Here is a 24507-nt window from a genome sequence, read left to right on the forward strand (position 1 = left end):
CTTCCGGAGACACCATGTCCAAGCTGCCGCCCGTGCTCGCCAACCTGCCATTGCCGATCATCGGCTCACCGTTGTTCATCATCAGCAACCCCAAGCTCGTGATTGCCCAGTGCAAGGCCGGCGTGGTCGGGTCGATGCCCGCGCTCAATGCGCGGCCCGCCGCGCAGCTCGAAGACTGGCTCGCGGAGATCACCGAGGAACTCTCGGCCTACAACAAGGCGAATCCTGGCAAGCCGGCTGCGCCCTTCGCGATCAACCAGATCGTGCACAAGAGCAATGACCGGCTCGAGCACGACATGGAGCTGGTCGTGAAGTACAAGGTGCCGATCGTCATCACCTCGCTGGGCGCGCGCACCGACGTCAACGATGCGGTGCACAGCTACGGCGGCGTGACGATGCACGACGTCATCAACAACGCCTTCGCGCAGAAGGCGATCGAGAAGGGCGCCGACGGCCTGATCGCGGTGGCGGCCGGTGCCGGCGGCCATGCGGGCATCAAGAGCCCGTTCGCGCTGGTGCAGGAAATCCGCCAGTGGTTCGATGGGCCGCTCGCGCTCTCGGGCTCCATCGCCACCGGTGCGGCCGTGCTTGCGGCGCAGGCCATGGGCGCGGACTTCGCCTACATCGGCACCGCGTTCATCGCGACCGAGGAGGCCCGCGCGAGCGCCGAATACAAGCAGGCCATCGTCGAAGGCACCTCGGACGACATCGTCTACTCGAACCTCTTCACCGGCGTGCACGGCAACTATCTCGCGCCGAGCATCGTGGCCGCGGGCATGGACCCGTCGAACCTGCCGCAGGGCGACCTCAAGACCATGAACTTCGGCGGTGGCGACAGCGCCAAGAAGGCCTGGAAGGACATCTGGGGCTCGGGACAGGGCATCGGCGCGGTGACGGAGGTCGCCACCGCCGCGGCATTCATCGAGAAGCTCAAGCGCGAGTACATGGAAGCGCGCAGCCGTCTTGCACTCTGAGTCTCAAGTCATGAATCGCGCCGCGCCAGCGGCGAAGGGGGCCGCGAGCCGCATGCCGTTGCTGGATGCGGTGAAGGGGCTCGCCTGCCTGCTGATCGTCGGCCACCACCTGTCTCGCTACGGTCCGCTGCCTGAGGGCGCGGCATCGCTGGCGCCCGGCGTCTTCGACTGGCTGTCGCAATACGGGCGGCTCGCGGTGCAGGTGTTCCTGGTGCTGGCCGGCTTTCTTGCGGCGGGCAGCCTCGCGCCCGACGGCAAGCTGCGCATCGACCGGCCGCTCGCCAGGATCTTCCAGCGCTATGGCCGGCTCGTGATGCCGTACCTCGCGGCGCTGACCTTCAGCGTGATCGTGGCGGCCCTCGTGCGGCCCTGGCTGGACGACGAGGCGGTGCCCGGACCGCCGGTGATGACGCAACTGATCGCCCATGGCCTGTTGCTGCAGGACCTGCTGGGTTTCGAGGCGCTGTCCACCGGCGTCTGGTACGTGGCGATCGACTTCCAGCTCTTCGTGCTGGCGCTCGCGGCGATCGGTGTGTCGGAGGTGATCCAGCGGCGCTGGGCCATGCAGCCCGAAACGTCGCGCCGGTTGATGGTCGGCTTCGTGCTGCTGCTCGTGGTGTCGTCGCTGGCCGTGTTCAACCGGCATGCCGAGCTCGATTCGACCGCGCTCTATTTCTTCGGCTCGTACGGCCTGGGCATGTTCGTCTTCTGGATCGGCCGCGTGACGCGGCGCAGCACCTGGGGCTTCGCGGTGCTGGTGCTCGCGCTGCTCGGCGCCGCGGCGCTGGCGCTCGACTGGCGCAGCCGGATCGCGACGGCCTGGATCACCGCGCTGGCGGTGGCGGTCATCCAGCATTTCGACGGACTCGAACCCTCGGCATGGCCCGCGTTCGGCGAGCCGCTGGTGCGGCTGGGGCGCATCTCGTATTCGCTCTTCCTCATCCACTTTCCGGTATTGCTGCTGGTGAGCGCGGTGGTGAGCCACTTCATGCGCGTCACGCCGTGGATCGGCATGGGCGGTCTGCTGGCGACGGTTGTGCTGTCGATCGGGGCTGCGTTTGTGCTGTATCGCTTCGTCGAATCACGGCCGGCGACCTGGCGCGGCGTGCTGGGACTGTTCGCGGGCCTGCTGGCCTGCGGCGCGGCGGTTTCGCTGATCTCTGCCTAGCCGCGGCCCAGGGCGCTGGCGTAGTGCTCGGTGAACCGCCGGGCGACCGAATCCCAGTCATAGCGCTTGGCGGCCGATTGCGCGGCCTCGGACATGGCGCGGCATTGTTCGGCGTCGAGGCCTGCGATTCGGCGCACCACCTCGAGATCCTTCGCGCCGCCGTCGAAGTTCAGGAAAAAGCCGCTGACCCCGGGCTGCGCGAAGCCGTTGATGGGTTCGATGTCGCGGCAGACCACGATCTTGCCGGCAGCCATCGCTTCGATGATGCCGACGCCGAAGCCCTCGTACTCGGTGCCGGTGATGAAGACGGTGCGCTGCCGCAGTTCGGCCATCAGGCGGTCGTCCTCGATGTACGGATGCAGTCGCACCGAATCGCCCAGCCCCAGCGCCTCGATCTTCGCCTTGAAACCCTCGCCGAGATGGTCGAAGTCCGGGCCCGCGATGAGCAGGTCGATGGCGATGCCGTTGTCCCGCGCGAGGGCGACGGTGTCGATCACCGCGTCGATGCGCTTGTTGCGCGACCAGCGGCCCCAGTAGATCCATCGCGTCGGGTCCGGCGTACCGGTGGTGCGGCCGGGCACGAACTTCGCGTAGGCGATGCCGAGCTCGGTTTTGTGGACCCGCTTTGAATAGTGTCCGAAGTACGTCGCATCCGATTCGCTGACCGCGAGCACGCGCCGGTAGTGCTTGAGCAGCGGTCGCATCAGGAAATGCTCGTGCATCCACTTGAAGCCGCTGTGCTTGCGCGTATGCCGGAATCCACCGTTCGTGCTCAGGATCGCGGGAATCCGGCGGCACTGCAGCAGCACGTTGCCGGTCAGCATCATGAGTTGCGGGTCGTGCACGTGCAGCAGGTCATAGCCCGACGCGAGTTCGCCGAAACCGCGCGCGTAGCCCACGAGCCGGTTTCCCGACACGGGGATGCAATAGACGTCGATGCCGTCGATGCGGTTCACGGAGAAGGCCGTGTGCTTGGGCGACACATAGGCCACGTCCACCTGCATGCCGTGTGCGGAGATGCGGGTCGCCAGTTCTCGTACCACGGACTCGATGCCGCCCACTTCAGGGAAGTACGTGGGCGTGATGGAAAGGACTTTCATTTCGGTTTTCTCCGTCGATGGCGCCTAGCTTAGCTGCTGCGTCATGGGGATTTGTCATCGTGCCGCACGACTTTGGCTTCAAGATAAGAAGGGTAGAGAGACTTCTCTTATGATTGCTGAGTTTTCAGTAAATACTGAAATTCAAGAAAACCTTGTGAGCCTACCTGTACCGCCAACCGCCAGCCTGCGTTCCCTCGGCACCGATCGGGTCGGGAATCTGATTCAAGGCATGGCCGCGTTGTGCTGGCTGCCGCAAGCGGCATTGCTGGCGTGGGCGGTGCAGCGCCTGGGCCACGGAGAGGGCTTCGATTCGGTCCTCGTCCCCGCGGTTGGCATCCTGCTGCTGGGATTGCTGCGAGCCGCGTGCGAGGCCTGGGGTTCGCGCCGGGTGTATGCGGCCGCGCGCTCCGGGCTTTGCGCATTGCGTGCAGACGTGGCCGCCGCGCTCGCCGCGAGGTCGCCGATCGACCGCGCCCGCCCGGCCTCGGGCCTTGCCGCCAGCGTGATCGCGGAGCAGGCCGAGGCGGTGGTGCCCTATCTCGTGCGCTACGGGCCCGCGCGCTCGCGCGCCATGGTCGTGCCCGTCGTGATCGCCGCCCTGGTGGCGAGCCTGTCGTGGCTGGCTGCGCTGATCCTGCTGATCGCCGCGCCGCTGATCCCCATCTTCATGGCCATCGTCGGCTGGCGCGCGAAGGCCGCGAGCGAGGCGCAGATGGTCGAGATGGGCGGCATGAACGCCTTCCTCCTGGACCGCCTTCGCGGCCTCGCGACCCTGCGGGCACTCGACGCGGTGGATGCCACCGCGAACCGCCTCGGCGAGGCCGCGCAGGGCCTGCGCGTGCGCACGATGGCGGTGCTGCGCATCGCCTTTCTTTCGTCCGCGGTGCTCGAGCTGTTCTCGGCGCTCGGTGTCGCGATGGTGGCGGCCTATGTGGGCTTCCATCTGCTCGGCACCTTCGAATTCGGCACCTGGGGCCGGCGGCTGACGCTCGGCGAAGGGATGTTCGTTCTGCTGCTCGCGCCCGCGTTCTTCGAGCCGCTGCGCGATCTCTCCGCCACGTGGCATGACCGGGCGGCGGGCGAGGCCGCCCTGAGTTCGCTCGATGCGCTTTCGGCGGAAGGCGTGCCCCTGCCTGGTGGTGCGACGGCTTCTCCTTCTTCGCCGCCGGGGGCCGTGTCCGGCACGCCCACGCTGCGCATTCGCGACCTGCGCTACGCGCAGCCGGGCGGCGATGTGCTCTTCGACGGCTACGACCTGCGCGTGGCGGCAGGCGAGCATGTCGCGCTGATGGGCCCGAGCGGCGCCGGCAAGACGGCATTGCTGAGCCTCATCGCCGGACTGGTCCAGCCGCAGCGCGGCGAGATCGCGATCGGCGGCACGCCGTTGACCGATCGCACCGCAGCGGCGCTGCGCGCGCGCATCGCGTGGATGGGCCAGAAGCCGCATGTGTTCGCGGGTTCGGTGCACGCCAATGTCGCGCTCGGGCGCACTGGCGTGGATTCGAAGGATGTCGAAGCCGCGATGCAGTTCGCCGTGCTCGACGAGGTGGCGCAGGCGCATCCGGGCATGTCGCTCGGGGAGGGCGGCAGCGGCCTTTCCGGCGGCGAGGCGGTGCGACTGGCGCTCGCGCGCGTCGCGGTGCATGCAGAGGCCGATCTGCTGTTGGTGGATGAGCCGACCGCGCACCTCGACACCCAGACCGCCGAGCGTGTCGCCGACGCGCTGATCGAACTGGCGCGCGGCAAGACCCTGATCGCCGCGACGCATGACCCCATCCTGGCGGCGCGCATGCACCGCACGATCCGGCTCGACGCCGCGCCACGCCAGGAGGCCGCGTGAAGCTCTGGCGTGACCTTCGTCCGGCGTTGGTGCCGTTTCTCACCGCGCAGCCGAAGCGGCTCGCACTGGGCGCCGCGCTGGCTGCATTGACCGTGCTGATGGGCATGGCGCTGCTCGGTCTCTCGGGCTGGTTCATCACCGCCACCGCGCTGGCGGGGCTGAACGCGGCGAGCGCGATCCGCTTCGACGTCTTCATGCCTTCGGCGGGCATCCGCCTTCTCGCGCTCGGGCGGACCGCATCGCGCTACGGCGAAAGGCTGGTCACGCACGACGCCACCTTCGGCGTGCTCGCAAGCCTGCGCGAGCGGCTGTTTTGCGGCTGGGCCCGGCCCGGCGCCGCGCGTCAGCTGCTCGCGCGGCCCTCGCGGCTGCTGTTTCGCCTGACCGCGGACATCGATGCGCTCGAGGCCTTCTATCTGCGCATGCTGGTGCCGGCGGGTGCGGCGCTCGCGGCGGCGATGCTGGCGGGCGTGGTGCTGGGTGCGATGAGCCTCTGGATGGGCATCGTGCTCGCCCTCTGGCTGCTTGTCGCGGGCTGGGGGATCGCGGTCGTGACCGCGGCGCGTGCGCGTCCGGCTTCGGTCCGGCGGGCGCAGGCGATGGAGGCCTTGCGCGCGCGCGCGGTGGACCTCGTGGCAGGACAGACCGAACTGGTCATGGCGGGGAGAATCGCTGCCCAGCGCGAATTGCTGGCAGCGGCGGATCGCCATCTCGCGCAGGCCGACATGCGGCTCAATCGCCTCGAAGCCGGTGCCGGTGCCGCCTACGGCATCGCGGGAACGCTGACGCTGGTGGCGGTGCTCCTGGCCGTGGGCTGGCTGGCGGGCGGGGGCGCCATCGGTGCGCCCGGCGCGGCGTTGGCATTGCTGATCGCGCTCACGGCGATGGAGCCTTTTGCCGCCTTGCGTCGCGGTGCGATCGAAGCCGGCCGCGCCTGGCTGGCCGGGCGGCGGCTCGCGCCGCGCATGGCGATGCCCGATGCGAACACGCCGGCAGGGGCGCCGGTCCGCGATGACGAATCGGCGCTCAGGTTGCACGACGTGCGCGCGGCGCATCCGGGCAGCCGGGTGCTCGCGCTCGATGGGATCTCGCTGACCATCGCTCCCGGCGAGCGTGTCGCGCTGATCGGCCCCTCCGGTGCAGGCAAGTCGACGCTGCTCGCTGTCATCACGGGCGACCTCGCGCCCCGATCCGGCGAGGTGCACGCACCAGCGCATTGCCTGCTGACCCAGCGCACCGAACTCTTTCAGGACAGCCTGCGCGACAACCTGCGCCTCGCCGATCCCGCCGCGAACGACGCGCGCCTGCTTGCCGCGCTATGGGCCGCGGGCCTTGCGCAAGATGTGCGCGCGCTGCCCGGCGGTCTCGACACCCGGCTCGGCGAAGGCGGCCTCGGACTCTCGGGCGGCCAGTCGCGCCGCCTCGCGCTGGCCCGGCTGTTGCTGCGTGACGTTCCCGTCTGGCTGCTGGACGAACCCACGGAAGCATTGGACACTGCGACAGCGCAAGACGTATTGCGGCGCCTCGAAACACAGGCCAAGGGCCGGGTCCTGCTGATCGCGACCCACCTGCGGCGCGAGGCCGCGCTCGCGGATCGATTGATCCGCATCGAGGAAGGGCGCATCGCGGCCGACCTCCAGCGTGGCACGCCGGCATTCGAGGCGGCGCTGTGCGCGCTGCGGCCCGATTGAGCTCAAGGATTCGCAAGAACACGAAAGGAACCCCATGGACCTCGACATCGTCGCTCTCTCACGATTGCAGTTCGCCCTCACGGCGCTGTATCACTTTCTCTTTGTGCCCCTGACGCTCGGCTTGTCCATCATCGTCGCGATCATGGAGACGGTCTACGTGATGACCGGCCGCACGATCTGGCGCGACATGACGAAGTTCTGGGGGCTGCTCTTCGGCATCAACTTCGCGATGGGCGTGGCCACCGGCATCGTCATGGAGTTCCAGTTCGGCATGAACTGGAGCTACTACAGCCACTACGTCGGCGACGTCTTCGGTGCACCGCTCGCCATCGAGGGGCTGATGGCCTTCTTCCTCGAAGCGAGCTTCGTGGGCCTGTTCTTCTTCGGCTGGGAGCGCCTGTCCAAGGTCGCGCACCTGATCGTCGCGTGGCTGGTCGCGATCGGCTCGAACTTCTCGGCGCTGTGGATCCTGATCGCGAACGGCTGGATGCAGAACCCGGTCGGCGCGTCGTTCAATCCGCAGACGATGCGCATGGAAGTGAACGACTTCTTCGCGGTGCTGACCAACCCCGTGGCGCAGGCCAAGTTCGTGCACACGGTCTCGGCGGGCTATGTGGTGGCTTCGATCTTCGTGCTCGGCGTGTCGGCGTGGTATGTGCTCAAGGGCCGGCATCTGCAGCTCGCGAAGCGTTCGATGACGGTCGCCGCTTCCTTCGGGCTCGCGGCCTCGCTGTCGGTGGTGCTGCTTGGTGACGAATCGGGCTATCTCTCCACCGAGCATCAGAAGATGAAGGTCGCTGCGCTCGAAGCGATGTGGAAGACCGAGCCCGCGCCGGCCGCGTTCACCGCCTTCGGCTTTCCCGACCAGCGCACGCGCGAGACGCACTTCGCGGTGCACGTCCCATGGCTGCTGGGCCTGATCGGCACGCGCTCGCTGACCACCGAGATCCCCGGCATCGACGACCTCGTGCACCGCGCGGAGCTCAACATCCGCGTCGGCATCTCGGCCTACGACGCACTGCAGAAGATCCGCGAGGCCGGCAGCACCGCTGCGGTTCCCGAATCGGCCAAGACCATCTTCGAGGAGAACGGCCACGCACTCGGCTACGCGCTCCTGCTCAAGCGCTACGTCGACGATCCGCGCAAGGCGACGCCGGAGCAGGTCGCGCAAGCCGCGCTCGACACGATTCCGCCGGTGTGGCAGCTCTACTGGTCGTTCCGCCTCATGGTCGGCCTCGGCATGCTCTTCATCGTGCTGACCGCGACCTTCTTCGTGCTCTCCGCGCGGCGCAGGCTCGACGCGCATCCATGGCTGCTCAAGGCGGCGGTGTTCGCGATCCCGCTGCCGTGGATCGCGGCCGAGCTGGGCTGGATCGTGGCCGAGGTCGGCCGCCAGCCGTGGGTGATCGAAGGCGTGCTGCCCACGGCGGTGGCGGTCTCGAACCTCGGCGCGGCCACAGTGCTGATGACGATCCTGATCTTCACGCTGATCTACACGGTCCTGTTCATCGTCGAGATGAAGCTGATGCTGGGTGCGATCCGCAAGGGACCGACCGAACACCCGGTGCCCGCGCCGGCCGCGTATCGCGCCGAAGCCGATCCCGAATTGGCCGCCGCGCTGGCCCGTTCACCGCTTGCCGCCGACTGACCCCGGAGCACGAACATGATCCTGCACACACTTCTTTCCTACGAATTCCTGCGCGTCGTCTGGTGGCTGCTGCTCGGCGTGCTGCTGGTCGGCTTCGCCGTCATGGACGGCTTCGATCTGGGCACCGGCATGCTGCTGCCCTTCGCTGGCCGCGACGACCTGGAGCGCCGCGTGATCATCAACAGCGTCGGGCCGGTCTGGGAGGGCAACCAGGTCTGGCTCATCCTCGGCGGCGGCGCGATCTTCGCGGCGTGGCCGCAGCTCTATGCGGTGTCGTTCTCGGGCTTCTACATCGCGATGTTCGCGATCCTCGTCGCGCTCATCCTGCGGCCGGTCGCCTTCAAGTTCAGGAGCAAGCGGGGCGACGCGGCCCGGCGCGGGCGCTGGGATGCGGCGCTCTTCATCGGCGGCTTCGTGCCTTCGCTGATCTGCGGCGTCGCCATGGGCAACGTGCTTCAGGGCGTGCCGTTCCGCTTCGGGACCGACATGCAGATCCACTACGACGGCACCTTCTTCGGCCTGCTCAATCCCTTCGCACTGCTGTGCGGCCTGGTGTCGGTGGCGATGCTTGCGATGCACGGCGCCGCGTGGCTGCAGTTGAAGACCGAAGGCGCGGTCGCCGATCGCGCGCGCAGCTACGGGGGCATCGCGGCGCTGCTGACCGCGGTCCTGTATGCGGTGGCGGGCTTCCTGCTCTGGAAGTTCATCGATGGCTACCGCGTGACGAGTTCGCTCGCGCCCGACGGTCCGTCCAATCCGCTGCTCAAGACGGTCGAGACCTATGCGAGCGCATGGTTCACCAACTACGCGGCCCGCCCGGTTCTGTACGTCGTCCCGGGTCTCGGGCTCGCGGGCGCGCTGCTCGCCTTCATCGGCTTTCGCGCGCGCGCGGAACTGACGACCCTGCTGGCCAGTGCCCTGAGCATCGCCGGGATCATCCTGAGCGTCGGTGTGTCGATGTTCCCCTTCATCCTGCCGTCCTCGGCCGACCCGCGCGCGAGCCTGACCGCGTTCGACTCGTCGTCGAGCCACCTGACGTTGTTCATCATGCTGGTGGTGACGGTGATCTTCATTCCGATCATCGTGGCCTACACCGGCTGGATCTACCACGTGCTGCGCGGCAAGGTCGATCGCGATGCGATCCGCGAAGAGCGCGGGCACGCCTACTGATCACATCCAAGAATCAACAGAGGAATACACCATGTGGTACTTCGCCTGGATACTGGGGCTGCCGCTGGCAGCGACTTTCGCGGTGCTCAACGCGATGTGGTACGAGCTCATGGATGACGAGGCCATCCGCCACGACAAGCTAGACACGCCGCATGGCGGCTAGGGCGCCTTCTTGCGTGCCGTACCGGTAATGCGGTCCTTGAGGCCGAGCACCTTGGTCACGGTCGCGCCCAGGCCCATGAGCTGCATCGCGGTTTCGGGCGCGAGGCGCTGCACCTCGTCGAACCACTTCATGAGCCGGTCGATGAGGTCGTACATCTCGCGCATGCGCTGCTGGGCATGGCGCTCCTCGTCGGAAGAGGGCTCTTCGAGCATCGCACTGCGCAGCATCGACAGCGTGGGCTCGATCTCGCGGCGGCGGCGCTCCTCGGCCAGCACGCGGAAGATTTCCCACACATCGGAAGGTGCCTCGAAATACTCGCGCCGGTCCCCTGGCTGGTGGCGCAGGTGCACGAGGCGCCACGCCTGGAGCTCCTTGAGGCCCATGCTCACGTTCGAGCGCGAGAACTCCAGCAGCTCGGCGATCTCGTCGGCGTTGAGTGCGCGCTCCGAGATGAAGATCAGCGCGTAGATCTGGCCGACGGTCCGGTTGATGCCCCATTTGCTGCCCATCTCGCCGAAGTGGGCGACGAACTGGCGGCTGAGCGGCGGCAGGGCGGATGCAGGCATCCGGCGATTTTGACGCCGAAATGCTGCACGTTCAGGAAATACTGAAAACTCACCAGGGCGTAGGGTTCGGCACCTCGCACACGGGATCGACGTCGACGCTCTTGAAGTCGGCCGGCGAGACGATCTCGAGGTATTCCATGTCGGGCGAGTAGTCGAAGAGGTAATGCCGGATGCCCGGGCGCTGGTGCACCACGTCGCCGGCCTCGACGAGGGTTTCCTTGTCTTCGTACATGAAGCGGGCCCAGCCCTTGACCATGATCACGATCTGGAAGTCCGCCTCGTGCCGGTGCCAGCCGGTGCCCGCTTCCGGTGCCATGTTGGCCTTGACGAGGTGCGCGATCACCTTGCCATGGGTGGCGTCCGCCACGCCGAGATCGCGGTAGAGGAAGAAGTCACGCAGGCCGCCCGAGACGTACCCGGTATCCGCCGGCTTGACGTGGGAGAACTTCGTGTCGGTCCGATCCAGCATGAGCGTTCCTTTGAAGAGGGGATGCTGCGCCGCAGCATGCATAAAGCGTTCCCGTGGTCCCGCCCCGCCGCGGGGCGCGGACGCTGGGATAATCCGCGCCATGAGCGGCAATACCTTCGGCACCCTTTTCGCAGTCACCAACTTCGGTGAATCCCATGGCCCCGCGATCGGGTGCGTGATCGACGGCTGCCCGCCCGGCATGGCCCTCAGCGAAGCCGACATCCAGCGCGACCTCGACCGCCGCCGCCCCGGCACCAGCCGCCACGTCACCCAGCGCAACGAGCCCGACACGGTGCAGATCCTGAGCGGCGTGTACGAGGGCAGGACCACCGGCACGCCGATCGCGCTCCTGATCCAGAACACCGACCAGCGCAGCAAGGACTACGGCCAGATCGCCCAGCAGTTCCGCCCCGGCCACGCCGACTTCACCTACTGGAAGAAGTACGGCATCCGCGATCCGCGCGGCGGCGGACGCTCGTCGGCACGCCTCACCGCGCCGATGGTCGCGGCTGGCGCTGTCGCCAAGAAGTGGCTCTTCGAGAAGTACGGCACGGTGTTGCGCGGCTGCATGTCGCAGATCGGCGAGATCGCGATTCCCTTCGAGAGCTGGGAGCATGTGCCGAACAATCCCTTCTTCGCGCCGATCGCCGATGTGTCGCATCTCGAGGCGTACATGGATTCGCTGCGCAAGGCCGGCGACTCCTGCGGCGCGCGCGTGCGCGTCACCGCGTCGAACGTGCCCGTGGGCCTCGGCGAGCCGCTCTTCGACAAGATGGACGCCGACATCGCCTGGGCCATGATGGGCATCAACGCGGTGAAGGGCGTCGAGATCGGCGCCGGCTTCGCGAGCGTCGCGCAGCGCGGCACCACGCACGGCGATTCGATCACGCCGTCGGGCTTCGAGACCAACAACGCGGGCGGCGTGCTCGGCGGCATCACGACGGGGCAGGACCTCGAGGTGAGCATCGCGATCAAGCCGACCAGCTCGATCATCAGCCCGCGCCAGTCGATCGACGTGAACAACCAGCCGGTCGAGGTCGTCACCAAGGGACGGCACGACCCCTGCGTCGGCATCCGCGCGACGCCGATCGCGGAGGCGATGCTGGCGCTGGTCGTCATCGAGCATGCCTTGCGCAATCGCGCGCAGTGCGGTGACGTGGATGTGTCGCCGGGCAAGCCGTCGAACGCCGCGGAGTCTTCGTCGCCCCAGGCGTCCTTCCTGTAGTGCCGGCGCCGCGGGCGGCCGGTGGCAAGGGCCATCTGCTGGCCTTTGCCGCGCTTTCGGCGAGCTACTTCGCCCACATCGGCTTCTTCAACCCCTACCTTCCGCTCTGGCTGAAGGAGCTCGGGCTGCCGATCTTCGTCATCAGCCTGCTGACCTCGGTGCAGTCGGTCACGCGCGTCTTCGCACCCTATGCGTGGGGTGCGTTGAGCGATCACACCGGCGAGCGCGTCAAGCTGCTGCGGTTCAGCGCGGCCGTGGCGCTGCTGTCGTCGCTCGGCCTCTGGTGGAACGGCGGCCCGTGGTGGCTGGGCCTGGTACTGCTCGTCATGTTCACGCACACCAGTTCGATGATGTCGCTCACCGAAGCGGCGATGGCGCATCTGGTGGCCGGCGACTGGGGGCGCTACGGGCGCATCCGGTTGTGGGGCTCGGCAGGATTTCTCGTCACGGTGTTCTTCGCGGGTGAGTGGTTCGAACGCTTCGGTATGCGGCACTTCCCGGCGTGGGCGGCCGGCACGCTGGCGATCGTGCTGCTCGCGACGCTGCGCCTGCCCGACGTGCGCGAACCGGTCGCGGCGCATTCGCATGAGAAGGTGCCCGTGGGCCCGGTGCTGCGCTTTCCGGCGGTGCGGTGGTTCTTCGCCTCGCTGTTCTTCCACGTGATGTCGCACTTCGCGGTCTACGGATTCTTGTCGCTGTACCTCGATTCGCTGGGCTACGGCAAGGGGACGATCGGGTTGCTGTGGGCGCTGTCGGTGGTGGCCGAGATCGCGTGGTTCTTTCTCCAGGGTCGGCTGCTGGGGTTGTTGGCGATGCCGCGCTGGCTGCTGCTTTGCGGCCTTGCGACCGTGCTGCGCATGGGCATCACCGCGGGCCTGGGCCAATGGATCTGGGCGCTCGTGGTGGCGCAACTGCTGCACGCGCTCTCGTTCGCGGCGCATCACACGACCTGCATCGCGATGGTGACCCGGCACTTTCCGGGCCGGTTGCGCGGGCGCGGACAGGCGCTCTTCACGGTGACCGGCTACGGCTTCGGCGGTGTGCTGGGCGTCCTCGCGGGCGGCGCGATCGCGCAGCGCTTCGGCTATGTCGTGATGTTCAGCGTGGCCACAGCGCTGGCCGCGGCCGCGAGCTTCTGCGCGTGGCGGGCGCAGAAGCTCGAGAAGGTCGCGAAGACGGCTTGACCCTCAGGCGAGTTCGTTCCGCCTCGGCATGTCCGCGCCGCGTTCAGGAGAAACCCGGAGAGCGTTCGATGATCGATCGCTCGGGTACGATCATCGATTTCCGTCGCCGGATTTCGCTGTGCCCCCGCAGGGACCGCGCACTACATTCACCCTGCGCGCACCGATTTGCGCGATAGCCGAACGAAGCCGGCGGGACCCCGTCCCAAGTCCGCCGCCCCCGACCCATCATCCGGAGAGACAAATGAGCAACCCCCAGGACTCGGAACCGAAAGGCCGACACCAATCCAAGAAGGCGGCCGCCAGCGGCTGGATCGGTTCGGCATTGGAGTACTACGACTTCTTCATCTACGCCACCGCCGCGTCGTTGATCTTTCCGCAGATCTTCTTCCCCAAGGGCGACCCCACGATCGCCATCGTCGCTTCGCTGGCGACCTACGGGGTCGGCTATATCGCGCGCCCGATCGGCGCCTTCGTGCTCGGCCACTGGGGCGATACCAAAGGGCGCAAGCACATGCTGCTGGTGTGCATGTTCCTCATGGGTTTCTCGACCATCGCGGTCGGCCTGCTGCCGACCTATGACCAGGTCGGCCTGCTCGCGCCCGTGCTGCTCGTGATCCTGCGCCTCGTCCAGGGCTTCGCGGTGGCCGGCGAAATCTCCGGCGCCAGCTCGATGATCCTCGAGCACGCGCCCTTCGGCCGGCGCGGCTTCTTCGCCAGCTTCACGCTGCAGGGCGTGCAGGCCGGCCAGATCCTCGCGGCCGCCGTGTTCCTGCCGCTCGCGCACTACATGCCCGACGACGCCTTCCTGAGCTGGGGCTGGCGCATTCCGTTCATCCTGAGCTTCGTCGTGATCGCGGCCGGCTACATCATCCGCCGTGAAGTCGACGAGACGCCCGCGTTCACCGAGGAAGTCGGGCAGGGCCAAGCCGCGCCGAAGGCCCCGGTCATCGAGGCCCTCACGCAGAGCTGGAAGGACATGATCCGCGTGGTCTGCGCTTCGCTCATGAACGTCATCCCGGTCGTCGCCACCGTGTTCGGCGCGGCCTATGCGGTGCAGCCGGCCTACGGCATCGGCTTCCAGAAGGACATCTATCTGTGGATTCCGGTGCTCGGCAACATCATCGCGGTGATCGTCATCCCGATGGTCGGCAACCTTTCGGACAGGGTCGGCCGCAAGTTTCCGATGGTGCTCGGTTCGCTGGGCGCGGGTCTCCTGTCCTTCGGCTATCTCTATGCGATCAGCATCCACAACGTGCCGCTGGCGATCGTGATGTCGCTCCTGATGTGGGGCATCGTGTACCAGGGCTACAACGCGGTCTTCCCGAGCTTTTACCCGGAGCTGTTCCCGACCCGCACCCGCTGCTCGGCCATGGCGATCTCGCAGAACCTCGGCACCGCCATCACCGCGATGCTGCCGGCGCTGTTCGTGGCCGTCGCGCCGCCCGGTGCCGCCAACATCCCGATGATCATCGGTGCGCTGACCCTCGGCATCACCGCGATCGCTGCCATCGCCGTGATGAGTGCCCGCGAAACCTACCGCGTCCACCTCAACGATCTGGGCAAGCCGAACGCGGCCCCCGTTCCCAAGGATGAATACGACCGCCTGCGCGCCCAGACGCTGGCCGGCGCCTCACTGACCAAAGCCGTCGCTTGAGGTGAAGTGAACCCAGAAACCCCACGGAACCGGCTTCGCCGGGCCGTCGGGGTTGCCCCCTGAAAGGGGGTGGAGAGCGACACGAAGTGCGCGAGCCTGGGGGTCAGATCAAATTCCGCATCGCTTGCGCGGTTTCGCGCAGAACGGGGAGGACGCGGGCGACCGCGTCCTCGCTGCTTTCATGGCCCATGGGCATCGTCACGTTGAGCGCCCCGACCAGTTCCCCATGACGGTCCCGCAGCGGCACCGCGATGCCGCGTGAATTCAGATCCAGCTGCTGCTCCGAAAGCGCCCACCCCTGGGCGCGAATGCGCGCCAGCTCGAGCTTCATGCGCTCCTTGCTCGAGATGGTGTGCGACGTGAACACCGCCAGCTCGTGCGTTTCCAGCCAGGCGCTGCGCTCCTCGTCGCTGCGCATCGCGAGCATCAGCATTCCGGACGCCGTCACCTGCGCCGGCACCCGTGCGCCGAGCACGTAGCCGGTGCTCATGCTGCGGTTCGGGCCGTTGCGCGCGATGTAGACCACCTCGTCGCCGTCCATCACGCTGAGGTAGGCGATCTCGTGCGTGCCGGCCGCCACGCGCTGGAGAAAGGGCTGCACGATGCGCGGCAGCCGCGCCGATTCAAGGTAGGACTGCCCGAGCCGCAGCACGCGCGGCGTGAGCCAGAAGAGCTTGCCGTCGCTCGCCACGTAGCCCATGTGCTGCAGTGTCAGCAGGTAGCGGCGCGCGGCGGTTCGCGTCATGCCGGTGCGCTGGCCGGCCTCGCTGGCGGTCATGCGCTGATGCGCGTCGTCGAAGGATTCGATGACGGAGATGCCGCGCTCGAGGCCGGCGATCCAGTCGCGCTTGTCGAGGCCGGGCGGGGCGGGGGATGTCTCGTTGTCCATGGCGTTTGTGGGACAAACCCTGAAAGCGTTCGATGATCGATCAGTGTAGTTTGATAATCGCGTTTTCACACTTCCTTCTGCTACGACCGGTGTACATGCACCGCTACATTAGCGGCGCCTCCTCGGTGATTCGGTCGATAGTCGAACAACTTGAAGCGAGACACTCCGTATGTTCCCCTCCATCGTCGGCAGCACCTCTCTCTACCTTCTCCCGGGCGACCCGGTCACGAACGTGCGCCTGCCGCGCATGTTCAACGCGGTGTTCGAGCGTTTCGGCATCGATGCGGTGATGGTGCCGGTGCAGGTGGGGCGGCGCGACCTGGCCGTCTTCGTGAAGGCGGCCTTCCTGGCCAGGAATGTGCGCGGCATGGTGATCGCACCGCCGCACAAGCCGTCGCTGGTCGACCTGCTGGACGGCTGCGGCCTCTTCGGCCGCGTCGCGGGTTCCGCCAACGTGGTGCGACGCATCGACAACGGCGAGCTGGAAGGCGATCTGTTCGACGGCGAAGGGCTGATCGGCGCGCTCGACCGCTACAACATCCCGTTCCGCGGCAAGCGCGTGCTGATCCTCGGTGCGGGGGTGAGCGCGGCGGCCATCGGCGTCGCATTGGCCGAAGGTGGCACGGTCAACGGCGCCGAGCACATCGCCTTTTACGACATCGCGGCGGGCAAGGCGGCGGGCGTCGCGGCCAAGCTCGATGCCTTCTTCGACGCGACGACGGTCGCGGTGGACAGCAACGATCCCGCGGGCTATGACCTCGTCATCAACGCCACCTCGCTGGGCCTCAGGCCCGAGGACCCGATACCGGTGGATGTCGCGCGCATGGACGCGCACGCGGCGCTGTTCGACATCCTCCTGCGCGGCCAGCCCACGCCGCTGGTGCGCGCGGCGCGCGAGCGCGGCCTCAACGCGCAGGCCGGCTTCGAGATGCTGATCCAGCAGATGCCGCACTACCTCGACTTCTTCGGCCACAAGGATGCCGCGAACGCGGTGCGCCACGACGCGAACTTCCTGCGCGAGCTGATCTACCCCGTTTCGATGGCCGACGAGATCCACACGCCGTTGCGCTATCACTCCGCCAGCGTGGCCTGAGGCGCAGCCCGTTCATCTTCCAAGGACAGAGACTTCCATGGCCATCGCCCTCGACCGCTTCGGCTTCAACACCGTCACCATGGGCGGGGAGCTCGGCCACAAGCTGGAGTGCATGAAGGCGGCCGGCTTCTCGGGCGTGGAGCTCTGGGCGCGCGATCTCATCAACCATCCGGCCGGTGTCGACAAGGCGGCCGAGCTCGTCAAGCAAAGCGGCCTCAAGGTCACCGACTTCCAGCCGCTGCGGGACTTCGAGTGCGCCCCCGACGCGATGCGCCCCCACCGGCTCGAAATGGCGCGCGAGCAGTTGCGCCAGATGGCGCTGGTCGGCACCGATCTGCTGCTGTGCTGCTCGACCACCTCGCCGCTCGCGATCGACGACCCCGACCGCGCGGCCGAAGACCTGCGCACGCTCGCCACGCTCGCGACGCCGCTGGGCATCCGCATCTGCTACGAGGCGCTGTCGTGGGGCCGGCACACCAACCGCTGGCATCAGGCGTGGGACATCGTGCGCCGCTGCGACCGCGAGAACGTCGGCCTCAACCTCGATTTCTTCCACATGTCCGTGCGCGGCGACGACACGCCCGAGACGCTCAGACAGCTTGCGGACGTGCCGGTCGAGAAGATTTTTCTCGTGCAGCTCGCCGACTACTTCTTCGAATACAGCGATCGCCAGTCCGACATGATCGAGCTCGCGCGCCACCAGCGCCTGTTCCCGGGCGAAGGCCTGCACGATGTGCGCGACCTCGTGCAGCTTCTGGAGGACAAGGGCTACCGCGGCCACTACACCTTCGAGGTGTTCAACGACGACTACGTGAACTCCGACCCGATGGTGGTCGGACAGCGCGCGATGAAGAGCGCGCGCTGGCTCAGCGAGTCGCATGTCGCGGGCGGCGAGCCCGTCCATGTGTCTCAGCCCTGAGCCGCCCATGACGATCATCAATCACAAACCATCAACCACCAAAGAGGAGACTTCGATGACCATTCTTCAACCCCGCCGATTCGCGATCCGTCTGGCCGCGGCGTGTGCGCTGGCCGCCTGCGCGGGCGGCGCTTTCGCCCAGGACACCATCAAGGTGGCGAACATCCAGGAGCTGTCGGGCACGGGCGCCACGGCAGGCACGAACTTCAGGAATGGCGTCGAACTCGCGATCAAGGAGATCAACGCCTCCGGCGGCATCCTCGGCAAGAAGATCGAAAGCGCGATCAGCGACACGCAGTCGAACCCCGGCGTCGCCAAGGCCATGGCCGCCAAGGCGGTCGACAACGGCGTGATCGCGGTGTTCGGCCCGGGCTTCTCGGGCTCGATGATCGTCAGCATGGCCGAGACGCGCCGCGGCGAAACGCCGAACTTCACCGGCGCCGAAGCCACCGCGATCACCGCGCAGGGCAATCCCTTCGTCTTCCGCACGAGCTTCTCGCAGGTCAACGCGATGCCCAAGCTGGCGCGCTACGTGGCCGCGAATCTCAAGGCCAAGACGATCGCGGTGATCTTCGTCAACAACGACTTCGGCAAGGGCGGGCGCGATGCGTTCATGAAGTCCGCCGAAGCGAACGGCATCAAGATCGTGGCCGACATCTCGACCGAGCCGGGTCAGGTCGACTGGTCGGCGCCGGTGCTCAAGGCCAAGCAGAGCAATCCGGACGCGGTGTTCGTCTACACCAACGAGGAAGAGTCGGCGCGCGCGCTGCGCGAGCTGCGCAAGCAGGGCTGGAGCAAGCCGATCCTCGGCGAGACGGTGCTGCCGAGCCAGAAGGTGATCGAACTCGCGGGTGAGTCCGCCAACGGAATCCTCGCGCACGTGGGCCTCACGGTCGATGCGCCGATCCCGACGATGCGCGCCTTCCGCGCGAAGTTCGAGAAGGAATACAAGTACATCCCCGACCACAACGGCATCAAGGGTTACACCAGCGTCTACATGTTCAAGGCCGGTGTGGAAAAGGCCGGCAAGCTCGACCGCATCGCGATCGCCAAGGCGCTGCACGGCCTGACGATCCCGGTCGCGAAGGAGCCCGGCGTGCTGATGGACGTGACCATCGACGACAAGGGCGATCTCGACCGCGAGAGCTTCATCGTCGAGGTGAAGAACGGCAAGCAGGAGGTGAAGGAAATCCTGCCCGCACTGGGCAAGAAGCAGTAAGCGCGAGGGCGAGCCGGGTTCCATGACCGACTTCCTGCAGCTCTTCTTTTCCGGGCTCGCCACCGGCTCGATCTACGCGCTGGCGGCGCTCGGCTTCACGCTGCTCTGGCAGGCCAGCGGCACCATCAACTTCGCCCAGGGCGAATTCGTGATGCTGCCGGCCTTTGCCATGCTGGCGTTCATGTCCTTCGGTGCACCGCTGGCGGTGAGCTTCGTGCTCACCATCGCGGTGGCGGTGGGGGTGCTTGGCTGGGCGTTCAAGCGCGGCGTGGTCGATCCGCTCCTCAAGTACGGAATGATGCCGATCGTGGTCGCGAGCATCGGCCTGTCGATCGCGATGCGCAACGGCGTGCGCGCGGCCTACAGCGCCGAAGCACAGCCCTTTCCGAGCCTGTTCCCGGACAAGCTCTTCAATGTCGCGGGCGTGACGATCACGATGGGTGACCTCGGCACTTTCGTGCTCGCGGTGGCGATCGTGCTGGCGACGCAGGCCTTCCTCGCGAAGACCGTGACCGGCCGCGCGATGCAGGCCGTGGCGCAGAACACCGAAAGCGCGAGCGTGCTGGGCATCAACGTGCCGCGCATGGTGTTCTATACCTTCGCGATCAACGCGGCGCTCGCGGTGGCGGCAGCGCTCTTGGTCACGCCGACCTATCTCGCCAAGTTCGACATGGGCGAAAGCCTGGGCAGCAAGGCGTTCTTCGCGGCCATCATCGGCGGCTTCAACAACTCGCGCGGCGCGCTGGTGGGCGGGCTGATCGTCGGCGTGGCCGAGAACCTCGCGGCGGCCTACATCTCGCCGGCCTACAAGGACGCGGTGGCGCTGGTGATTTTCATGGTCGTGATCCTGTTCAAGCCCCAGGGCCTCCTCGGAAAGAAGGAGGAGCGGAAGGTATGAAAAAGCTCCATGTCTTCTTCATCGCCGCCGCGCTGGCCGCGATGCTCATCGCGCCGCAGTTCCTCAAGAACTACGGGGTCTACCTGCTGAGCTACTGGCTGATCTTCATCATCGCGACGATGGGGCTCAACCTCACCGTGGGCTACGCGGGGCAGAAGTCGCTCGGCCATGCGGCCTTTCTCGGCATCGGCGCCTACACCATGGCGCTGGTGCTCAAGGCGGGGTTCAGCTTCTGGCTGGGGCTGCCAGCCGCTGCGGTGCTGTGCTTCGCGGTGGGGCTGGCGCTCGGCTTCCCGGCGCTGCGCGTGCAGACCATCTACCTCGCCTTCGCCACGCTGGGCTTCAACACCGCGATCTGGCTCGTGATGCGCAACGAGGAGTGGCTCACCGGCGGCACCTTCGGCATCAACAACGTGGCGCGTCCGTCGCTCTTCGGGCTGTCGCTGGAGGGCAACCGGCCGTACTACTACCTGGTGCTGGCGGTCGCGGTCCTGCTCGCGCTCGCACTCTGGGGCCTGTTGCGCTCGCCGTGGGGCAAGGCCTTCACCGCGCTGCGCGACAACCCGATCCGGGCCGAGAGCCTGGGCATCAGCGTGCGCGGCTACACGCTGCTGAGCTTCGCGATCGGCGCCGCCTACGCGGGCGTGGCGGGCGGTCTGTTCGCTTCGCTGGTGCAGTTCATCGAGCCGGCGCCGTTCACCGTGGCGGCGTCGATCATGATGTACCTGATGGTCGTGGTCGGCGGCCCCGGGTACTTCTGGGGGCCGGTGCTGGGCGCAGCGGTCGGTGTGGTGCTGCCCGAATGGCTGCGCGATGTGCCCGGTGTGTCCGACTGGTACCTGCCGCTGTTCGGCGGCGCCGTGGTGTTGCTGATGGTGTGGCTGCCCGATGGGCTGCTCTCGATCCCCGATCGCATCCGCGCGCGCCGCGAATCGCGCGAAGCGTCGCAGGCCCGCGCGGCGATGGCGCAGAAGGTGGGGGTGGTTCAATGAGCGCTCCTGTCCTGCGCGTGACCGACCTGCGCAAGTCGTACGGTGCGATCCAGGCCGTGGGCGGCGTGAGCTTCGAGGTCCGCCCCGGCGAGATCTTCGGCGTGATCGGCCCCAACGGCTCGGGCAAGACCACGCTCTTCAACTGCATGCTCGGGCAGATCGCGCCCGATGCCGGACGCATCGAGCTCAAGGGCGACGATGTCACCGTGCTCGGGCCGCTGGAGCTCAACCGGCGCGGCGTCGGCCGCACCTTCCAGACGCTGCAGGTGTTCGGCAAGATGACCGTGCGCGAGAACCTCATCGTCGCCGCGCAGGAGCACCAGGGCACGATGTGGAGCCGCATGTTCGCGCCCGGCGACTCGGGCCTCGGCCCCAAGGCCGACGCGCTGATCGATCAGTTCCGCATCCGCCATGTGGCCGACAAGAAGGCCGGCCTGCTCTCCTATGGCCAGCAGAAGCTGGTGGACATCGGCATGGCCTTCATGAGCGACCCCGACCTGGTGCTCCTCGACGAGCCCTGCGCCGGCGTCAACCCGAGCCTGGTGAGCGGCCTCTCGTCGCTCTTGAAGGACCTCAACCGCACGCGCCGCGGCAGCTTCGTCGTGATCGAACACAACATGGACTTCGTGATGGACCTGTGCCACCGCATCATGGTGATGGTCGAGGGCAAGGTGATGGCCGTCGGCACGCCGGCGGAGATCCGTGCCAACAAGCAGGTGCTGGACGCCTATCTCGGAAGCTGATGGTGACGAGCATGCAAAACAATTCCGACACCTGCATCGAGTTCGACAACGTCGTCGCGGGCTACAAGGATTTCATGATCCTCAACAACCTGTCGTTCAAGGCGAAGCGCGGCAGGATCACGCTGCTGCTCGGGCCCAACGGCGCGGGCAAGTCCACGGTGCTGAAGACGATGTTCGGCCTGCTCAAGGTGCGTCAGGGTGCGATCCGCCTCGACGGGCAGGACATCACCGGCGCCAGCGCGCGCGACCTGCTGGTGAAGCACGGCGTCGCCTTCGTCCCGCAGGGGCGCAACCTGTTCGGCCAGCTCACCGCCTTCGAGAACCTGGAGCTCGGCGGCATCACGCTGGGCATGAAGACCACGCGCGAGCGCATTCCCGAAGTGCTGGAGTTCTTTCCGCGCGTCAAGGAGCGCATGCACAGCGCGGCGGCCTCGCTCTCGGGCGGCGAGCAGAAGCAGCTCGAAGTCGGCCGCGCGCTGCTGCTTCGGCCCAAGGTCATCCTGATCGACGAGCCTTCGATCGGCCTGTCGCCGATCGTGGTGCAGGACGTCTTCAAGCTGCTGCGCCGGCTGGCCGACGGCGGCACGACGGTGCTCATGGTCGAGCAGAACGTGAAGAGCGCGCTGCACATGGCGGACGAGGCGATCGCGCTCGAATCGGGCCGCCTCGTGCTGCACAAGCGGGCCGACGCGCTATTGGCCGACCCGAACATCGAACGGCTTTTCCTCGGCGGCGCCCATGCTGCGGCAGCGGCGACGGCGTGATTCATCCCTAGGACCACTGCAATGATTTCCGGCAAGACCACCCTCATCGCCCATCTCGGCTATCCAACGGAGAGCTTCAAGGCTCCCATGATCTACAACCCCTGGTTCGAGAAGCAGGGCATCGATGCGGTCGTCATCCCGATGGGCGTGAAGGCCGAGGACTATCCCGGGGTGTTCGCGTCGGTCTTCAAGTTCACCAACCTGCGCGGCGCGCTCGTGACCATGCCGCACAAGATCACGACCATGTCGCTGGTCGACGAAGTCACGCCCACCGCGAGGATCGCGGGCGCCTGCAATGCGGTGCTCAAGCGCGCCGACGGCCGGCTGGTCGGCGACCAGTTCGACGGCGCGGGCTTCGTGCGCGGCGTGCAGCGCAAGGGCCGTTCGCTCGACGGCACGCGGGTGCTGGTGTCGGGCAGCGGCGGCGTGGGCTCGGCGATCGCTGCGTCGCTCGCCGCGGCGAACGTCGCGGAGATGGCGCTCTTCGACATGAGCGCCGCGTCGGCCGAAGCGCTCGCCGAGCGGCTGCGCACCCACTACCCGAAGCTCAAGGTCACGACCGGCTCCAACGATCCGGCGGGCTTCGAGCTCGTGGTCAACGCCACGCCGCTGGGCATGAAGGAGGGCGATCCGCTGCCCTTCGACATCGACCGCATCGCGCCCACCACCTTCGTCGGCGAGGTGGTGATGAAGAGCGAATACACGCCGCTCCTGCGCGCCGCCAAGGAAAAGGGCTGCGCGGTGCAGGTCGGCACCGACATGCTGTTCGAGATGATCCCGGCCTATCTCGAATTCTTCGGCTACGGCACCGCCACCGCCGAGGAACTGCGCGCCGTTGCCACACTTGCCTACTGAACACCGAGTGCCATGAGCATCTTCGAGGGGTTCCTCTCCACGTCCGAAACTCTGGCGGCCTTCAGCGACCACGACTTCATCGACGCGATGCTGCGCTTCGAGGCCGCGCTGGCACGCGCACAGGCGCAGGTCGGCCTGATCCCCGAATCGGCGGCGCAGTCGATCGTCGGCAGCTGCAAGGTCGAGCTTTTCGATGTGGCGAAGATCGTGCGCGGCAGCAGCCGCGCCGGCAGCGTCGCGATCCCGCTCGTGAAGAGCCTCAAGGAAGCGGTGGGCCTCTTCAACGCCGATGCGGTGCGCTACGTGCATTTCGGCAGCACCAGCCAGGATGTGATCGACACCGCGATGGCGCTGGTCACGCGCGAGGCCGTGTCGCTGGTCGAGGCCGACCTGGCCAAGGCCGCGCAGGTGCTGCTGCGGCATGCCGAGACGCATGCGACCACCCCCATCCTCGCGCGCACGCTGATGCAGCCGGCCTCGGTCACCAGCTTCGGCCTGAAGTGCGTCGGCTGGGCCGCGCCGCTGGTGCGCAGCCGCGATCGGATTTCGCAGGCCGCGCGCCGCGCGCTGAATGTGCAACTCGGCGGAGCCGTCGGCACGCTGGCGCAGATGAAGGGGCTGGGACCGCAGGTGCGCCACCTCATGGCCGAGGCGCTCGGTCTCGGCGATCCGGGCGCGGCTCGGCATACGCAGCGCGACGAATGGGTCGCGCTCGGCTGCGAGCTCGGCATCATGGTCGGCAGCCTCGGCAAGATCGCGAAGGACATCTCGCTCATGGGCCAGTACGAGGTCGGTGAACTCGCCGAGCCCGGCGAGCCGGGGCGCGGCGGTTCGTCCGCGATGCCGTACAAGCGAAATCCGGTGGCTTCGATGGTCGCGCTCGCGGCCGCCGAGCGCGCGCCGCAGCGCGTCGCCGCCTTGCTGCAGGCCATGCCGCAGGAACACGAGCGCGCCCTCGGTGCATGGCAGGCCGAACTCGGCGAGTGGCCGCAGTTGCTGATGTCGGCGCACGGCAGCGTGCGTGCGCTTGCAGGGGCTTTGCCCGGCCTGCATGCGGATGCAGCGCGGATGCGCTCCAATATCGACCGGCTGCGCGCCGAGCTTCCCCGTGATGCCGCCGACGAATGGTTCGATCCGGCGCTCGCCGGGTCCGCCGGCGAGATGGCGCTGGCGCAGGCGCTGGTGCTGCAAGCCCAACTCCATCCACCTCAGATCGCCAAATGACTTCCGCTTCGACGCTGTGGCTGCCGCACCTGCCCAGGACACATCAACGAAAGGAAACA

General features: G+C 67.3%; 23 protein-coding genes. 19 read left to right on the top strand and 4 right to left on the bottom strand.

Translation table 11 applies throughout. The features are described 5' to 3' along the window. Positions 1 to 14: 14 nt before the first annotated feature. Both ACQ858_RS06400 and ACQ858_RS06405 read left to right on the top strand, forming a co-directional pair. Entirely contained in the window at positions 15 to 974 is a 960-nt protein-coding gene (locus ACQ858_RS06400) for an NAD(P)H-dependent flavin oxidoreductase (RefSeq protein WP_431275912.1), read from the top strand. A 10-nt stretch (positions 975 to 984) separates the two neighbouring features. Next, positions 985 to 2142, top strand: coding sequence for an acyltransferase family protein (locus ACQ858_RS06405; protein WP_431275913.1), 1158 nt, complete (start codon positions 985 to 987; stop codon positions 2140 to 2142). On the opposite strand, the gene ACQ858_RS06410 is transcribed toward ACQ858_RS06405, so the two are convergent. Then, on the bottom strand, positions 2139 to 3242 hold the full coding sequence (locus ACQ858_RS06410; RefSeq protein WP_431275914.1) for a glycosyltransferase family 4 protein: 1104 nt from the start codon (positions 3240 to 3242) through the stop codon (positions 2139 to 2141). The two genes, ACQ858_RS06405 and ACQ858_RS06410, sit on opposite strands and share 4 nt — an antisense overlap. 229 nt (positions 3243 to 3471) lie before the next feature. Here ACQ858_RS06410 and cydD point away from each other — a divergent pair, with 229 nt between their 5' ends. The 5 genes from cydD to cydX are packed head-to-tail and all read left to right on the top strand — an operon-like array spanning position 3472 to position 9754. After that, positions 3472 to 5082 (top strand): thiol reductant ABC exporter subunit CydD, encoded by a 1611-nt coding sequence (gene cydD / locus ACQ858_RS06415; protein ID WP_431275915.1) that lies wholly within the window; start codon positions 3472 to 3474, stop codon positions 5080 to 5082. Beyond that, positions 5079 to 6773, top strand: a complete 1695-nt coding sequence (gene cydC, locus ACQ858_RS06420; protein WP_431275916.1) for a thiol reductant ABC exporter subunit CydC — start codon at positions 5079 to 5081, stop codon at positions 6771 to 6773. Before cydD ends, cydC begins: the two co-directional genes overlap by 4 nt. Positions 6774 to 6807: 34 nt before the next feature. Further along, positions 6808 to 8421 carry a cytochrome ubiquinol oxidase subunit I gene (locus ACQ858_RS06425; RefSeq protein WP_431275917.1) on the top strand — a complete coding sequence of 538 codons (1614 nt, stop codon included), beginning with the start codon at positions 6808 to 6810 and terminating at the stop codon, positions 8419 to 8421. Between the two features lie 15 nt (positions 8422 to 8436). Further along, entirely contained in the window at positions 8437 to 9591 is a 1155-nt protein-coding gene (gene cydB, locus ACQ858_RS06430; RefSeq protein ID WP_431275918.1) for a cytochrome d ubiquinol oxidase subunit II, read from the top strand. Between the two features lie 31 nt (positions 9592 to 9622). After that, positions 9623 to 9754, top strand: coding sequence for a cytochrome bd-I oxidase subunit CydX (gene cydX / locus ACQ858_RS06435; RefSeq protein WP_431275919.1), 132 nt, complete (start codon positions 9623 to 9625; stop codon positions 9752 to 9754). Here the strand turns inward: cydX and ACQ858_RS06440 are convergent. Both ACQ858_RS06440 and ACQ858_RS06445 read right to left on the bottom strand, forming a co-directional pair. Next, a complete protein-coding gene (locus ACQ858_RS06440) occupies positions 9751 to 10320 on the bottom strand; it encodes a GbsR/MarR family transcriptional regulator (RefSeq protein WP_431275920.1) in 570 nt (189 codons plus the stop codon). The genes cydX and ACQ858_RS06440 overlap by 4 nt on opposite strands. A 49-nt stretch (positions 10321 to 10369) precedes the next feature. Further along, positions 10370 to 10789, bottom strand: a complete 420-nt coding sequence (locus ACQ858_RS06445) for a cupin domain-containing protein (RefSeq protein WP_431275921.1) — start codon at positions 10787 to 10789, stop codon at positions 10370 to 10372. Positions 10790 to 10889: 100 nt separating this feature from the next. Here ACQ858_RS06445 and aroC point away from each other — a divergent pair, with 100 nt between their 5' ends. The 3 genes from aroC (at position 10890) to ACQ858_RS06460 (ending at position 14852) form a co-directional block, all read left to right on the top strand. Then, positions 10890 to 12014, top strand: a complete 1125-nt coding sequence (gene aroC / locus ACQ858_RS06450; protein WP_431275922.1) for a chorismate synthase — start codon at positions 10890 to 10892, stop codon at positions 12012 to 12014. Next, positions 12014 to 13198 carry an MFS transporter gene (locus tag ACQ858_RS06455; protein ID WP_431275923.1) on the top strand — a complete coding sequence of 395 codons (1185 nt, stop codon included), beginning with the start codon at positions 12014 to 12016 and terminating at the stop codon, positions 13196 to 13198. Before aroC ends, ACQ858_RS06455 begins: the two co-directional genes overlap by 1 nt. A gap of 241 nt (positions 13199 to 13439) precedes the next feature. Continuing rightward, a complete protein-coding gene (locus ACQ858_RS06460; protein WP_431275924.1) occupies positions 13440 to 14852 on the top strand; it encodes an MFS transporter in 1413 nt (470 codons plus the stop codon). 103 nt (positions 14853 to 14955) lie between these two features. Here ACQ858_RS06460 and ACQ858_RS06465 read toward each other — a convergent pair whose 3' ends face one another. After that, on the bottom strand, positions 14956 to 15741 hold the full coding sequence (locus tag ACQ858_RS06465) for an IclR family transcriptional regulator domain-containing protein (protein ID WP_431275925.1): 786 nt from the start codon (positions 15739 to 15741) through the stop codon (positions 14956 to 14958). Between the two features lie 169 nt (positions 15742 to 15910). Here ACQ858_RS06465 and ACQ858_RS06470 point away from each other — a divergent pair, with 169 nt between their 5' ends. Genes ACQ858_RS06470 through pcaB form a run of 9 tightly spaced genes read left to right on the top strand, consistent with a single transcriptional unit; the run spans position 15911 to position 24448 of the window. Then, on the top strand, positions 15911 to 16834 hold the full coding sequence (locus ACQ858_RS06470; RefSeq protein ID WP_431275926.1) for a shikimate dehydrogenase family protein: 924 nt from the start codon (positions 15911 to 15913) through the stop codon (positions 16832 to 16834). Between the two features lie 37 nt (positions 16835 to 16871). Then, positions 16872 to 17753, top strand: a complete 882-nt coding sequence (locus ACQ858_RS06475) for a sugar phosphate isomerase/epimerase family protein (RefSeq protein WP_431275927.1) — start codon at positions 16872 to 16874, stop codon at positions 17751 to 17753. 55 nt (positions 17754 to 17808) lie between these two features. Next, on the top strand, positions 17809 to 18972 hold the full coding sequence (locus ACQ858_RS06480) for an ABC transporter substrate-binding protein (protein WP_431275928.1): 1164 nt from the start codon (positions 17809 to 17811) through the stop codon (positions 18970 to 18972). Between the two features lie 22 nt (positions 18973 to 18994). Continuing rightward, positions 18995 to 19870: a branched-chain amino acid ABC transporter permease gene (locus ACQ858_RS06485; RefSeq protein WP_431275929.1), complete on the top strand. Its 876-nt coding sequence runs from the start codon at positions 18995 to 18997 to the stop codon at positions 19868 to 19870. Further along, on the top strand, positions 19867 to 20862 hold the full coding sequence (locus ACQ858_RS06490) for a branched-chain amino acid ABC transporter permease (RefSeq protein WP_431275930.1): 996 nt from the start codon (positions 19867 to 19869) through the stop codon (positions 20860 to 20862). The genes ACQ858_RS06485 and ACQ858_RS06490 overlap by 4 nt, the downstream gene beginning before the upstream one ends. Next, positions 20859 to 21605: an ABC transporter ATP-binding protein gene (locus tag ACQ858_RS06495; RefSeq protein ID WP_431275931.1), complete on the top strand. Its 747-nt coding sequence runs from the start codon at positions 20859 to 20861 to the stop codon at positions 21603 to 21605. Before ACQ858_RS06490 ends, ACQ858_RS06495 begins: the two co-directional genes overlap by 4 nt. A gap of 11 nt (positions 21606 to 21616) precedes the next feature. Next, on the top strand, positions 21617 to 22369 hold the full coding sequence (locus ACQ858_RS06500; RefSeq protein ID WP_431275932.1) for an ABC transporter ATP-binding protein: 753 nt from the start codon (positions 21617 to 21619) through the stop codon (positions 22367 to 22369). A 21-nt stretch (positions 22370 to 22390) separates the two neighbouring features. Beyond that, a complete protein-coding gene (locus tag ACQ858_RS06505) occupies positions 22391 to 23224 on the top strand; it encodes a shikimate dehydrogenase family protein (protein ID WP_431275933.1) in 834 nt (277 codons plus the stop codon). 12 nt (positions 23225 to 23236) lie between these two features. Continuing rightward, positions 23237 to 24448 (top strand): 3-carboxy-cis,cis-muconate cycloisomerase, encoded by a 1212-nt coding sequence (pcaB, locus tag ACQ858_RS06510; RefSeq protein WP_431275934.1) that lies wholly within the window; start codon positions 23237 to 23239, stop codon positions 24446 to 24448. The last annotated feature ends 59 nt before the right edge of the window (positions 24449 to 24507 follow it).

The sequence above is a fragment of the Variovorax ureilyticus genome, from assembly GCF_050632185.1.
GTDB classification, from domain to species: domain Bacteria; phylum Pseudomonadota; class Gammaproteobacteria; order Burkholderiales; family Burkholderiaceae_C; genus Variovorax; species Variovorax ureilyticus_A.